The organism is Agrobacterium sp. 16-172Ci (assembly GCF_053522725.1).
This window is the reverse complement of sequence record NZ_JBNWBW010000037.1, coordinates 1-14675: the sequence shown is the minus strand read 5'-3', so window position 1 is coordinate 14675 and position 14675 is coordinate 1. Positions and strand designations below refer to the sequence as shown.

The window sequence follows — 14675 nt, the reverse complement described above, 5'->3', positions numbered from 1 at the left end:
ATGCCATGACAAATTTGATTTCTGACACAGACCAAAACGCTGAGAATTCGGTTTTCCAGAGCTCGCTTTCAGTTGAGGCCAAGATTGAGCGGGCACGAACTGAATTGCTTGACTTTTCGGCGCGTAATCGCCTGCTGAATGTCCCCCGGTTCTCAAAAAGCGCGAAGACCGTCGATATCGTCGACGAGCGTTCCTCTGAGGTCTTCCGTATTCTTGTGAGCGAAGGCAAGGCGATGACCTTTCTCGCAGGCGCAAATGGCCGCGACTCCAAAAACGGGGAGGGCTCGGAAGACCTGATCGAACTCGCGCTGCCTGAGGACGATGACAGAGATGAGAACGGTCGCCTCGTAAGGCATGGTGACACCAAACTCCAGACAAGGATGACTCCGAACGCGCTTCAGAAGCGCCTCCTCGATCTATATTTCGACGCGAGGACCCTTGAGGAAGAGCAGGGGGTTAACATCCTCTATCTCGGACTCGGCACGTTAAAATGGATCGATCCAAACAACTCCGAGAACATCCGATACGCCCCTCTCATCCTTGTTCCGGTTATGCTGGAGCGCGGCAGCGCAGCCGAGCGGTTCAAACTGAAAGCGCGGCAGGAGGACTATGCTTCCAACTTGTCACTCGAAGGTTTTCTGGATCGCGTCCACAAGATCACGATGCCGGCGTTTGAAGCAACCGATCAATTTTCCTTTGACGATTACGCCGCGCAGGTAGCTGCGGCGATCTCCATTAAGCCGAATTGGTCTGTCCAACCCGACGACATCGTCCTTGGCTTCTTTTCATTCGCAAAATTTCTGATGTACCGCGACCTCGACCCAAGCCTTTGGCCGCAGAACGCCAAGTTCACCGATCGCCCACTTATCACCTCCCTGGTTTCGAACGGTTTCACCACGGGTGAGGAGTTATTGTCTGAGGACGCGAATATCGACGCGCACATATCTCCGAGTGAGATGACGCACATCGTCGACGCGGATAGTTCACAGACAGCAGCGATCCACGAAGTCCGCAGGGGACGCGACCTCGTTATTCAGGGGCCTCCGGGAACCGGCAAGTCCCAGACCATTGCAAACATTATCGCTGCTGCGGTGGCAGATGGTAAGACTGTCCTCTTCGTGGCTGAAAAGATGGCCGCTCTTGAGGTTGTCAAACGTCGCCTTGATAACGCCGGAGTGGGAGACGCCTGCCTTGAGTTGCATTCGAACAAGGCGAACAAGCGTGCTCTTCTCATGGAGCTTCAGCACACCTGGGAACTGGGTGCTCCCCGGGGCGAGTCCGCGGACGCGCTGAACAGGAGTCTGGTGGACGCGCGTGATAGCCTGAATAGTCACCCCGCGCGTCTCCACGAAAAGTACCAACCGTACGGTCTGACGCCGTTTCAGGTGATTGGGCATCTGTCGCGGTTGCGACGGATCGGAATGCCGCCATCGGACATTGAGCTTGCAGATGCAGTCAACTGGACGCCTGACTATCGCGAGCGGGTTGTCGCGCTGTTGACTGAACTTGCGCAGCGTATCGATGATATCGGGCTTCCTTCGACCCATCCCTGGCACGGCGTCGGCCTTACAGGAATTACTCCTCTCGATCTCGAACGATTAGTCGTGAGATTAAATGACGCCAAAACTTTTTCCGAGCGTGTAAGCGACGGGATGAGATCAGTCACGGATGCGCTGGAAACTGAACCTTCGAAAACCTTCACGGCATTTGCTGCAAGCGTGAAGGTTGCTGAACGCCTGGCAACGAGACCTGAAGCCGCGGACTATGAGGCGCTTGGAAATGGCGTGTGGTTAGATGCGTTACCCGGCGTAGATCGCCTGATCAAAGACGGTGCTGAATATAGCCGGCTCGCCGCGGAAGTTGATAAAACGATGGTTGAAGCCGCTTGGGATGCTGATCCGGCTTCACTAATTAGCATATTCCGGCGTCTACCTTCGGATTTCCCGCAGCCAGGGTTTGGGACCATCGCTCAATTGAACGGGCTAATCCCGCGCTTTTTAAGCGCTGCGATGTCGTTGGGAACGACGCTCGGGGTGAAGGCATCACCGACTCTCGGATCAATTTCACGATTGGTTACGATTGGCGAACGCGTTGCCGAAGCACCTGATGTCAGCCCAGACGCTTTCGTAGCCGCAATCTGGGAACGGGGGTTGGAACAGGCGGGTGATCTCGCCGAGGCGGTAGCAACCTACCGCAATATCCAGACGGAATTGGCGGGAAAAATCGCCGACCAAGCCTGGGATATGGATTTCGGGGCCATCCGCACCGCGGTAGCAATGCACGGGGACCGTCTCCTCAAATTCCTCAGCGGCGATTGGAGAAGAGCGAAGGCGCTGCTAAAAACTGTGATGCCGGAGACGCCGCCCGCAGAAACCGTCCGCATTCTCGATCTCCTTCAGAAGGGTAAAGACGCCCGCAATACGATCAGAGAGGGTGACGGTCTTGGACGCTCGGCATTTGGAGCCGACTGGCGTGGCGAGAAATCTGATCCACGTCCACTTGAGAGCCTGGTCCTTTGGATGAGAAGCCTACGAGGTGTGGGATCGGAAGCTCGGGCGATCGCGGGTAGGCTGACAGATAAATCAGCGGTGGCGTCTCGTTGTGAGCAGGTCCGGGCTTTGCTTGATGAAACCCGTCGAGTGCTTCTTTCTCTTTGGACAGATATGGGGTCGGGTAATGCCGAATTTTTCGGTGGTTCGTCGGACGTCGACGAGATATCTTTGCTCCAGGCCGCGCCTGCAATTACCGATCTGACGAATGCGGATGCGGCGTTTTCGGATTTGCTTCATCTGCCGCTTACCGATGCCGCAGCCCGGGTGAAAGCCCTTGGGACCCTCGCGACGGCGCAGCGTTGCAAGCAAACGCTGGAAACCAGCGGCGTCATTGGCGTCGCTGCGTTCGGATCACTTTGGTCAGGAGCTACGTCAAACTGGCCGAAACTCTCTCAAATCTATGCTTGGTCGACCTCAAACGCTGACATTCGCAGGTTGGCGTCTCGGGTCGATGACCCAAGTTCGATCTACGCTCATGCTAAAGAAGCTTCCGCCCTCGGAAGAGAGTTCCTCGATCGGATGACCGAACTCTTGGCGATTCTGAAATCGGATACCGAGACGCTGTTCGGCGTGGGCGTGGTAGCTGATGCTTCACTTGATGAAATGATCCGAAAGCTAGGTGATTGGATTGCCAACGAGGAGCAACTTTCGAAGTTTGCGGCGTTTAATGGCCGGGCAAATGAGGCCGCAGAGGCCGGCGTTGCGGAGATCGTTGCTCGTCTGGAGGATGGACGTCTAACAACGGCGAACGTCATTCCGTACTTCGAAATGGCTTACTACGAGGCGTTGCTCAGGGACCAGCACGACAGGACGCCGGAACTCGCGCGGTTCGACGGAGAAGTACACAATCGCCTCGTCGCCGATTTTGCCAACCTTGATCTCGGTCGTATGAAGCACTCGAAGCTGGAGGTCGTCCGCGCCCACCACTGCAAGATTCCTTCTGTCAGTGGTATCGGGCCAGTAGGTGTCCTGCGTGGCGAAATGGCCCGCCGTCGAAACCATATGCCAATCCGGCAATTGATGCAGCGCGCGTCTCCCGCAATTCAGGCGCTCAAGCCCGTCTTCATGATGAGCCCGCTTTCCATTGCGCAGTTTCTTCCCCCAGGTGTCATTGAGTTCGACCTTCTCGTGATGGACGAGGCAAGTCAGATACAGCCCGTTGATGCATTAGGTGCTGTTGCGCGTGCGAAACAGGTTGTGGTCGTCGGCGACGAGCGTCAGCTTCCGCCAACGATGTTCTTCTCGAAAATGACATCCGACGGATCGGAACAGGATGACGAAGATGACGGCGCAAAGGTGTCGGATATCGAAAGTATCCTCGGGCTGTTCTCCGCGCGAGGTCTTCCGAGCCGTATGCTGCGGTGGCACTACCGTAGCCGCCACCAATCGCTGATCGCAGTTTCGAACAGCCAGTTCTATGAGAACAAGCTTTTCATCGTACCCAGCCCTTATACCGCGGAGGCTGGTATGGGGCTACGCTTCCACCACGTCCCAGGTGGCGTGTTCGAGGACAGCGTGAACAAGGTCGAGGCAAAGGTGGTTGCCGAAGCTATCATCAGGCATGCGCTCGAGACACCACATCTCTCGTTAGGCGTAGCCGCATTTTCGATAAAGCAGCGTCGAGAAATCCAGGACCAACTGGAACTGCTTCGTCGTCTCAATCCGGAAACGGAACCCTTTTTTCATTCACATCCGACAGAACCCTTCTTTGTCAAAAACCTCGAGAACGTGCAGGGCGACGAGCGCGACGTCATCCTGATCTCGGTGGCTTACGCGAAGAATGCCCAGGGCTACATGAGCATGCGCTTCGGTCCGCTTGGCGCAGAGGGCGGCGAACGCCGGCTCAACGTGCTCATCAGCCGTGCAAAGCAGCGCTGTGAGGTCTACGCCTCGATTACGGACGAGGATATCGACCTTGAGCGCGGCAAGGGCAAAGGTGTCTTCGCATTCAAGCTGTTCCTCCACTATGCGCGCACGGGAAGGCTATCAATGGCTGCTCGGGCTGACCGCGGAATGGATAGTGTGTTTGAAGAGCAGGTCATGGCCGCACTTCAGGACAGGGGTTATCAGGTCCATCCGCAAGTCGGGATCGCCGGGTTCTTCATCGATCTGGCAGTTGCCGATGATCAGGTCCCGGGGCGCTACCTTGTGGGAATCGAGTGCGACGGTGCATCGTATCATAGCGCGCGATCGGCCCGCGAGCGTGACCGCCTACGTCAGGCGGTGCTCGAGGACCACGGTTGGAATATTCACCGTATCTGGAGTTCTGATTGGTTCCAGAGACCTAAGGCGGAGCTCGAGCGGCTTATTAAAACAATAGAGCGAGCAAAAGCCGACGCGATTGCGGGCGATAACGGTCCAGCAGCTAGGAAGCGTGCGGTGCCCGTTGAGGTCGTTACAATTGATCGAGCGGACATTACTGAAATAGGGCTGCAGGAGGTGGGTTCGGCCGTAGACGTCAACACTCCCTACGAAGAGGTCTCTTTGTTCGTCAATACGTCTTCGGAACTGCATGAAGCCCCTCTGTCAGTGATAGGGTTGCTGGTGAAAAATACGGTAAAAACTGAGAGCCCAATCCACAGCGGTGAAGTCATCACCCGTATCCGCACCGCGTGGGGTCTGCAGCGGGCAGGTGGGCGAATTGAAGCGCACGTCAATCAAGCTATCAAGCTTTTGGTCGACCGTAGAGAAGTCGTTCGATCCGGTGATTTTCTTCTTGAACCCGATTCCGAAATCAGACTGCGTGATCGTAGCTCTGTTTCCTCTGCTAGTCTCCGCCGGCTCGAATTGCTTCCCCCAATGGAAATCGATCACGGCCTCAAGGCAATCATTGAGCAAAGTCTTGGCGGCACGGAGGAGCAGGCAATCAATGCCGTTGCTCGCGGCCTCGGTTTTAAGGCGACAAGTGCGCAACTTCGGGAGATCATTCGCGGGCGTATTGAAGTCCTCGTTACACGACGCGAGCTAGAAACGCGTGATGGAATGTTGGTGACTGTCCAGTAGACTCTGGCTGGGTGATCGACGACGCATACACTGGTTCGTACTGTAGAAGACGCGACGCAAGTTATCCCGTCGGCGCTCAGGTCTTTGAGCGGGTGTCTTGTGCGTATGGCGCATAAGACAAAAGTGCAAAGCTTCCGTTGTCTGATGGGCGATGCTGTTTGTCTCTTGCAAGAATTTCCGGGAACAATGTTTCCGAAAAAGTTCAAGCGCGCGAGTTTAATACATGTATTCGAGGAAATCAGAAGAACGTGATGTTGGTCGATATTTCAAAGAGGCCGCTTGCTTGTCACGCCGCTCCCTCTTCGTCACGCCCACATTACGACGTGTTGAACAAGGCCCCTCTGGCGGCCCAGAAGCCCTCTGCTTATTGGATAGCAACGCCGCCAATCAGGGGTTTTGGTACGGCTATGTTTGTCGCCATCCCAAGCGGCTGACTTTTGTTAGTATCATCGTCTTCACAACTGCGTTCGTTGATGCTTTTGAAGATGCCACTCTGTTTGCACGGTTTGATTACTGGGTAAGAAAGAGACTGAAGTACGATCCTTGTTCCGGGGACGGATTTTCCGAAATTTACCGCGAGAACGCAGATTTTGCTGCCGCTGTATCCGCTCTTGAAGAAATGGCACTAGCGAGGCAACTAAATTCTCCACCCGGTGATCCAGATTTAAGGATAGTTGATGTTTTCGGGATGACGTCCTTCAAAAACCAGGACGGTGCTTATCCGATATGTCCATGAAATTGCTGCAACCGGGCGGCTAGCGCGTCCGCAACCCAAACTCCTGTCCCCTCTGCTTGGTGAATGAATGTCTCTTCAGTTACCATTAATCTTGGGGCTCGGGTTTCACGCCCGCTGTCGGAGAAGTATTTTACCAGTTCGCTAGTGCGTTCATGTTCCCAAATCATTTCAGCCGGTCCGCGCGGTTTGACGAAGCCGAAATGGAAGCTGAAGTTAGGGGCCTCAAATTGCGCAAGGGTCATGAGTATGAACGGAACACACCATAAAGGCAGGTCGGAGTACGCCCATATTCTGCGTCGGTCTGCGCGCTCAATTATCCGGCCGAAGAGTTCTACAGGCAATTGGCCCGGTCCACCTGCTACTCTGTGCATGAATTGATAGGCTAAGCGGATGTTGGGCTCGGCGAAAAATTGGTCACGTAGTGCTTGTCCGTGGGCTTCATCAAATCCTCTTGGCGTTACTCCAACGAAACGTCGTGCTTGTCGTCTCGCAGCAGGGCAATCGTCATAGGGGTCAGCTCCGATAGGAAAATTTGGATGATGGAAGCATGACGGGATGCCAGGATTATGGACTCCGTGTGGATCGACTGCCTCTTGACATTGTTCGCAGTACGGTAAAATTCCTTGTTCGCGGAAATTTGGTCCAGCAAGCTGATGAAACTCGTCAGCTGTTACTCGGCGGTCCGTTCCGTTGTAGAGTGCGTATTCCATGATGTCTCCTAAAGCGCTCCTCTAAATTGCAAGAAACTTTGAACGCACGTTTAAGAAATTGATCTGCCTTATACTGAATTGCGAAATCGCGGTTTGCCGTTGTTCAAAAATTACCGGAGACTTGACGCGGCTACGTTGCGATCCCGCAGCAATTGCATATGTAAGCGCGCCGCCACGTGGCTTGACGGACAAACTCGGGACTGCTGATTTCTGACGGACAGATTCGGCAGGAGATAAGATGTCCAACCAGGTAATCGAAACCAGCCATGGGTCTATTGCCTTTATCGACACGGGAGGGACTGGCGTCCCTGTGGTGATGATTCACGCAAACTCCCTTAGTAAGGAGTCGTTCAAACCACAGATTTCGGCTTTGGCAGGCTTGCGACGTGTCATAGCATTCGATCTTCCAGGACATGGTGCCTCTGGAAATGCAGTCGATCCTAGACGTACCTACAGCATTCCTGATTACGCGGATGCGCTACTTGAAGCTTTGAAGGGCTTGAGAGTCGATAGGTTTGTTGCCGTCGGACACTCATTAGGTGGGCATATTGTCCTTGAAATGATCGCAAGAGAGGCCTCTATCGACGGCGCTTTGATTTTCGGAACGCCGCCAGTTGCAAACACCCCGGACGGACTGCAAGCCGGATTCAAGGCAGCACCGGAGATGGCGTATACGGGGAGCGCAGACTTGACCGAGCAGCAAATCGGCATGGTTGTCGAACTCGCTTTGGGGCGCGGCGCATCTGGTGATCAATTCTTTCTTGATGCTGTTCGCCGAACAGATGGCTTGGCTCGCCAATATATGATCGAAGCTGCCGTTGCCGGGAAGGGTAGCAATCAGCGGCACACGGCTGAGACGTCTACGATCCCACTTGCGATCATAAACGGTGAGGACGATGCGGTTATCAATTTGGACTACATCGATAGGCTCCATTTTGCGAATGTCTGGGGCGGAGAGCCAATCCGTATTCAGGGGGCCGGGCATGCCCCACATAGGGAGCAGACCCGGGCATTCAACGAGGTACTGCTGCGCTTTGAGGATTTTCTGGACGGGCGACGCTAAGTAATTTAGCCGGGCATTTTGCTCAAACTAGAGCGCTGGCTATCGAATACTGGTGGAAGCAGTTGCAGGTTTTAGAGGCGTCGATCTGACGCCCCCAATGAAAGGACGATCTACAAGACCAACGCGGACACCCGCGCTTACCCTTGGCCTGCTCCACACGTTCCCACCCACTGATGATCATTGGTGATATGATCTCAGAGTCGATCCCATCGACGCGATAGAATTACAATTCGCGCCTCGAAATCGTGCCATTTTCAAATATCGTGAGCGTCTCCTTTGAGAAGATCGCACATAGCTCCACTTCGGGTGCTAATGACAATCCCAGTGCGCTGTTGTGAGCGGAGCCCACATTCGGCTCGGAATGATCAGGCACTCGGCTGCTTACTATTCGCATCGACCATGCGCTTAGCCTATATTCGCTATCCTCCGTTGCGCGTGAGAAGATAATCGCTCCGTCATGGATGCTGTGATTTAAACGCAACGCGTCTTCGATGACAGGGACTATATTCTCCGAGAAGGACGCGCCTACTGCCGGCATGGGATTTCTTGCCATTGGTAAGCAGTCTCGAGACGAGATTCTCCCGGTGGAAAACACCATTATCAGTGGATGAAACGGTAGTGGCTGATGCTGCAGCCTGTATAGTTCCAACTTCAAATCGCTGTTTCTGTCTGGTGTCATATTGCTACCGCGCACGTCAATTCCACTTTTTCTTATCATTGCCGTAGTCACTTGGGGAGGGTTTCTATGGATTCTCGGAATTGACTTGAGCTGGGACCATGCAAAACCTTACTCGTTCACTTTGGCAGTTCTCACCGGGGGATGGACACTTTTCAACAGAAAATTATGGCGCGTCTGGCCCTTCTGCCATTTCGTGAAGACGCCTGATCTAAACGGCATGTGGAAAGCAGAGTTGCGGTCGACGTTTATAGACCCAGACTCTGGCACGGTTAAGGAACCTTTCACTGCTTATGTTGCGATACGGCAAACGTTAACAACCCTTTCGGTGCGGCTTTTTACAGCGGGTGATCACGAATCCTCGCTCGTTGCTAGCAGCTTCGACATCGAGGCCGACGGCACAACTTATCTCTATGGAGTCTATCAAGGGGAACCAAGTATCACCGACCGCAAGTCGGTCAGCGCGATCCACTACGGTAGTTTCAAGTATAAGGTCCTCGGCAAGCCGGTAACCGAGCTACGAGGCCATTATTGGACGGACAGAGAGACCGGCGGCTCTATTGTTTTGCGCGAGCGGCTGCCGGAAATGTTTGACAGCTTTGACGCTGCGGCGGGAGCCCGCTCGTTAGACCAGAACCAAGGCAGACCGCTTCCCTAAGCGAGGCAGCACGCCATGTTAGCGTGACATTTCATGAAACTGGCCTGGCTGGGAAGATGCGGCCACCGTGTCCCACCCCGTACCAATTGCTGCACCATCCCAGAATGATGAAGGTGAGTGGGTCCACGGACTTATTGACTAATTCGGCCCATGTCCCTAGATCGACCGATGAAGGGAACGGCACATCCTCTGGATGAGTGTGCCACTCTCCGGTAAATGTCGTCGTTCTTCCGGATCGTGTCCAAGCTGACCGTGCTGCCTGTTGATGTCCAGGATCGTTTCTATCGAAAACAAATCGACCTCTCCGATCCAGGGGCAGAGGCTCTGTTAGCGCGGTGATTTCGGTATGCAAACCACGATAGTTTCCAAGGAAAATACCGCCCGCTTCACGGTCGCGCTCGGCACCTCTCGTGTAACGCGACATTTTTTCCAGGCAATCAAGATGGATAAGTACGAATTTGGCCGGTTGCCACTCAAGGACTAGGTTGTCCACATGCTGGGCAATTGGCAGAGGGCTTGGGGCTGCTGTCGGGGATATTGTAGGCTTTGGCATGGTCGAAAGTCCGGGTTCTGAATCGGTCATGCTGGAGACCGTTTGCCCAATCGAGAACGTGATCACAGGCCATGGCCGCCGCACTCACCGAGCGTGATACCGGGAAGGGAACATACGCACCGTCCCCACAAGCCGCGTTGCGCTCAAAAACAACGCTGACATCTGATTTCAGAGTTCGGTGATGCGGGTCCTGTGCTAGGTTTGGCTTCAGGCACTTGAGGCAAGCATGTGCAGGACTTCCCGTCAGTATTGACTTTGCTATTGCTCCATTACCTTCCAGCCAAACAAAAAGGATCGGTGGCGAGTTTTGCCGATCGCTGACTGCCTTATGGTTTAAATCTATGGAAAGTGCCTCTTCGCCTGTAGCATCGACGACAAGGTCATATTTACCTGATCCGATATGTGTGCTTGTCGCGTAGCCCTGTTTTGGACGGATGTTGATGGGAGGCAATTGCAACTGAATAAAGTCAGCGCAGGCGCTGGCTTTATTTTCATAGAGGTAAGGAGCGCCTAGAAGGTGACGGCCGAGGTTTGCAGGATAAAGCAACTCGGGATCGACAAGCTCCAATTCACCCCCACCCGAACCTGCGCCACATTGCGCCAATTGCTGTGCCAGGAAGCCCCCTATGGTACCGCAGCCAATAAGAAGGATGCGCTTTCCCGCTAAGTTGGTAGTACCTTCGAGGTTTCGGCCGAAAACGTAATTACTATCAGCCGGCGCGGAATACACCCTTTCCACTATAATCTTTGACCCAATGGCCGTTAGTGTCCGTGCTAGCCCCACCCGATGGGCCGTCAGCAATTCGCGAGTTTGATACGCGATGGGAATAGTGGCCCGGCACAGGAACAAGCCGTTTGCTGCCCTTATTGCTAGAATGGCTACGGTGTCATTGCTTTTTACGATTGCCTCCTGGAGCTTTCCTGATAGCGCGCGGTCGTTCCATGTAAGCCAACGATCGAGTTCTGTCAGGTTTTGAGGAGGCCATTTTGTATTCGGATTGATGGAGAGTGCGCAATCAGTCTTGACGATGAGCGCGAACTCGCCATCATCTTTATTGCTCTTCGATGCGTCCCGCGACCAGAGCCAGGAAGTATCTTTTGCTAGAACCGGAACGGTTTTTTTCGCTGGATCGAGGCGTACGTATTTGACGCGCGCAATACCTTTGGCGTCCGCGGGAAGGTCCACGAGCGCATTAGTAGATGACCAATACGAGCTAAATTCGTCTGCGAAGTCGTCACTCAATTTGCCGCTTAGGGCATCTCGGATCACTTCTTCGCATTTTTGCAGGCACTGCAGCACAGTCCCGCCGGGGTCATACCGATCGAGTACGACACTACCGCGTGCGTAGTAGCATACGACACGTTCATCACCTAGCACATGTGGTAGCTGGCCGTCCGGCAACTTATGGTGCTGCGCTATCTTGATGACGGGATGGAGTATAAAATTGAAGTCTACAACTTCAATTGAAACGGGAACGGAGACACCCGATTTGTCTAGGACTCCGTTGTAACAACATCTACCTCGCTTCGCGAAGTCTCGCTGAAAATCGACGCCGACAAGGGCGTCGTGGATTTTCAGCTTAGCGAGTTGCAAATCATCCACTTACAGAACGTCCCACTTCAGGCGCTGCTACGACCTTTTTTGGCTGTGACATCACCGATATTGCCGGGGAGGCGACGATTGCGACCAGGTCAGGGCGACTGGGGACGCGCGGACCAAATCCTTCCCGAACAAGGTCGACGGCGCGATTTTTATCGTCGCAGTCTGCAATTGCTTCCTTTAGCTTTAGCTCGAGTTCGTGAAGCTTTGCTACAACCTTCCGACGCTGGTCAGAGGTCATGCGGTTGATGTTCTCGTCACCACATGGTGGGATTTTGACGTCATCCGAAAGAACCACCTGCATTCTTTCAACAACGCGAAGAAGGCGCTCGTCAGGTCGAGACGGCAGGAAAGGACCACGGATCATTTCGTACGCCTTCCACACGCAAGCCATGATGTTGATGGAAGTCAAGCCCTCGTCGTCCAACCGATGGTGATCACGCCATGCCTTCATATAACGGCAGTCGTGGCGCAGGCGCTCATTGTATAAAGACACGGCGTCGACAAACCAGTCATAGATTTTCCTTGGGTCCGACTCTACCCAATCTTTTTCGCGATGCGCGAGAAGGACCGAGTCGGAGGGTAAAACTTCCCAATTATCAATTTTAGCGTCGAAAGATGCAGTTTTCTGTGTATTTCTTGCTTCGACCAAAAGTCGTACGTCATGATCTGGAACGGCATAAAGCGGGACATCGATATGGCCGTCGTTGCTGATCTCTAGCCGCACACAGGTCGCCTTGCTCGTTACCAGTGTCCAGCCTTCTTCATCGGCGAGTTTGCCAAGCACTGTTTCAACAAACGTAAAAAAAGCCGCGGCTGCCTTAGACGGCTTCTCGCCCCGAACAAAGGAAAGCGGCAGATAACATCCATCGTCGAGGTCCTTTTGTTGGTCGGGAGGAAAGGCTGGATGGTTCAACGTTTTGTAGGCAAAGCTGCCTTGAGTAAAAAATCTCGGGCGGACGGTGACGCCGAAGTACTCGCTGCTCGTCTCTTCAAAGGCATCACGTAAGCGGTCACGAATTTTCTTACGTGCATTGCGAAGGGGAGTTTCGTCCGCCTCGAGCTTGGACAGAAAATGTTCGTCTACCGTATTATGCAAGAGTTTTGATACATTTGCCATTTACCTGGTCCCCGTGATCGTTAGTATGCGGCATGTAGTATTCCCGCGCGCAACTTAAAAGGGCAGGATTACTTAAAATTAACTAATTCTTTACGGTTATCATGAGCAAGCGCTTTAACATTTTGTCGCTCAGCGGCGGCGGATACCTCGGTCTCTACACTATAGCGATTCTGGCTCAACTCGAAGAGGACCTTGGTAGGCCGATTGCATCGAGTTTCGATCTTATCGCCGGGACCTCGATCGGCGGCATCATCGCGTTAGGGCTAGCCCACGAGGTTAAGGCAACGGACATTGAAGCGGCTTTTTTGAGGGACGGAACCAAGATTTTTTCAAACCGTCCTGTTCCAGCAGGACGTCTTGCGCAGGCCCGAGATATCCTGCGGTATGCGTTCGGATCAAAGTATGATCCAAGCCACCTGCGGCAAACAATCGCCGACCTAGTGGGAGCGGAAACGAAAATTAGTGATCTCAAACACCGTGTCCTGGTGCCAACGGTCAACCTTACGAAGGGTGCGCCGCAGGTTTTCAAGACGCCCCACCATCGGGACTTTACGCGTGACCAAAAATTGAGTTTGGTGGACGTAGCTATGGCGACTTCCGCCGCACCAACGTACTTCCCGCTCGCAGAAGTCGAACACTCCCTCTATGCGGATGGTGGTCTTTTCGCTAACTCACCAGATGCGTTGGCCGTCCACGAAGCTGAGCACTTTTTGAACGTCGACCAGTGTGATGTCCATGTGATGAGTATCGGGACAACGACGTCCAGCTTCTCATTTGCGGACGCCACAGGTCGAAATCTGGGAATCTTTGGCTGGGCAAAAGACCAGAGGCTTGTAAGTGTGATACTCGCGTCACAGCAGAAAATCTCTGACTATATGCTCAAACATCGGCTTGGCGACAGATACCTCAGGCTTGACACCGAACAATCACCTGACCAAACACAGCACTTGGCCTTGGACGTCGCGACCGAAAATGCGCAAAGGACGATCAGAGGGCTGGCGGCTGCAACGGTTCAGGCGAACATCAACACTTCGGCGCTACGCGGCTTTTTTGCACATCGAGCTCCGGAGCCTGCTTTTCCAGGCAAAATTGTCTCATTAAGTACGCTGTGAGCGCGTGTGGCAGCGGCCTCGTAGTTTATCCCGCATGCGAGCTGAGCTTAGAAGGCATAAATTATTGCTGCCACCGCAGTGTTCGCCACGGATTAAACCATTCTCACCATCAGTTCGGCTGCCACTGAAACATAACGCCGCCGGTGTTTTGTTAAGGTTTGCCGGCCATAACTCTTCTCAAGACGAGCAAGCGCTTTGCGCGATGCCCGCCTTGAAGATCATCAGCCATTCCACTGGCTGCTGATCGGATATTGATAGCTAAATTGGATTGGGCGGTCTAGCGTTTTGGTTAGGCCGCCCGTCTTTCGGGCGTTTGTCGACCATCCAAAGATTGGCGCAACTGCGTCCTGACATGTTTCCAATCGACAGCGCGGCATTCAATTGTAGCCGATCGCCAGCTCTCGTCTTTTAGGTCGAATATGCCGGGTAGGCTGAAATAGCGATCAATCTGCAGGAAGGTGTCGATTCCAAAGCCTGCAAGCGGAAGCTCGTGTGTAATCGCTGCCGCCGCGATTGACACGTGGTATCCGAAACCAGGATGCGCTGCCTTCGGTTGGGGCAGCCAGATATTCTTCAGTTCGCGGCACTCCAACATAGCCGCAACTAATTTTGCCTTCTCCTGCTCTCGGCCGGATACAAGAGGCCATCTGCCGCTGACCGAAGAAAGCCATTCGCGAAGCTCGGCTGCTTTATGGGGATTCGTCCTAGATGTTCGAAGGATTCCGCGTTGAATGTCAATCAGGGTCTCGGGCGAGAGCACGAACGTGTTCGTAGCAATGAATTCCAAGACGTGTGACCTGCCACTGAGAATTTCCTCCAGATTGGATTAGAGTCCGGCCCATCGAGGACGGACTTATGAAGAAGCAGAGATTTACGGAAGAGCAGATTATTG

The 14675-nt window shown here is 53.7% G+C and carries 10 protein-coding genes; 5 read left to right on the top strand and 5 right to left on the bottom strand.

What is annotated here, in order from left to right:
- Positions 1-5: 5 nt before the first annotated feature.
- Positions 6-5555, top strand: a complete 5550-nt coding sequence (locus ACQZ40_RS24000; protein ID WP_104679718.1) for a DUF3320 domain-containing protein — start codon at positions 6-8, stop codon at positions 5553-5555.
- A 223-nt stretch (positions 5556-5778) separates the two neighbouring features.
- Positions 5779-6291 (top strand): hypothetical protein, encoded by a 513-nt coding sequence (locus tag ACQZ40_RS23995; RefSeq protein WP_158662925.1) that lies wholly within the window; start codon positions 5779-5781, stop codon positions 6289-6291.
- Here ACQZ40_RS23995 and ACQZ40_RS23990 read toward each other — a convergent pair.
- The gene (locus ACQZ40_RS23990; RefSeq protein ID WP_158662924.1) at positions 6273-7001 is read right to left on the bottom strand and encodes a hypothetical protein; all 729 of its coding nucleotides are present in this window, start codon (positions 6999-7001) and stop codon (positions 6273-6275) included. The genes ACQZ40_RS23995 and ACQZ40_RS23990 overlap by 19 nt on opposite strands.
- A 238-nt stretch (positions 7002-7239) precedes the next feature.
- On the opposite strand from ACQZ40_RS23990, the gene ACQZ40_RS23985 reads away from it, so the two are divergent.
- Positions 7240-8064, top strand: a complete 825-nt coding sequence (locus tag ACQZ40_RS23985) for an alpha/beta fold hydrolase (protein WP_104679716.1) — start codon at positions 7240-7242, stop codon at positions 8062-8064.
- Positions 8065-8828: 764 nt separating this feature from the next.
- Positions 8829-9398, top strand: a complete 570-nt coding sequence (locus ACQZ40_RS23980) for a Cap15 family cyclic dinucleotide receptor domain-containing protein (protein WP_158662923.1) — start codon at positions 8829-8831, stop codon at positions 9396-9398.
- A 31-nt stretch (positions 9399-9429) separates the two neighbouring features.
- Here the strand turns inward: ACQZ40_RS23980 and ACQZ40_RS23975 are convergent, their stop codons facing one another.
- From ACQZ40_RS23975 to ACQZ40_RS23965, 3 genes are read right to left on the bottom strand one after another with little or no spacing between them, the layout of a single operon-like run.
- Positions 9430-9822 carry a Mov34/MPN/PAD-1 family protein gene (locus ACQZ40_RS23975; protein ID WP_158662922.1) on the bottom strand — a complete coding sequence of 131 codons (393 nt, stop codon included), beginning with the start codon at positions 9820-9822 and terminating at the stop codon, positions 9430-9432.
- Positions 9823-9871: 49 nt separating this feature from the next.
- Positions 9872-11554: an E2/UBC family protein gene (locus tag ACQZ40_RS23970; RefSeq protein ID WP_448748788.1), complete on the bottom strand. Its 1683-nt coding sequence runs from the start codon at positions 11552-11554 to the stop codon at positions 9872-9874.
- On the bottom strand, positions 11547-12671 hold the full coding sequence (locus tag ACQZ40_RS23965; RefSeq protein ID WP_158662921.1) for a CBASS cGAMP synthase: 1125 nt from the start codon (positions 12669-12671) through the stop codon (positions 11547-11549). The genes ACQZ40_RS23970 and ACQZ40_RS23965 overlap by 8 nt, the downstream gene beginning before the upstream one ends.
- Positions 12672-12772: 101 nt before the next feature.
- Here ACQZ40_RS23965 and ACQZ40_RS23960 point away from each other — a divergent pair, with 101 nt between their 5' ends.
- Positions 12773-13783, top strand: a complete 1011-nt coding sequence (locus ACQZ40_RS23960) for a CBASS cGAMP-activated phospholipase (RefSeq protein WP_104679710.1) — start codon at positions 12773-12775, stop codon at positions 13781-13783.
- Positions 13784-14072: 289 nt separating this feature from the next.
- Here ACQZ40_RS23960 and ACQZ40_RS23955 read toward each other — a convergent pair whose 3' ends face one another.
- Positions 14073-14570, bottom strand: a complete 498-nt coding sequence (locus tag ACQZ40_RS23955; protein WP_448748787.1) for a hypothetical protein — start codon at positions 14568-14570, stop codon at positions 14073-14075.
- Between the last annotated feature and the right edge of the window lie 105 nt (positions 14571-14675).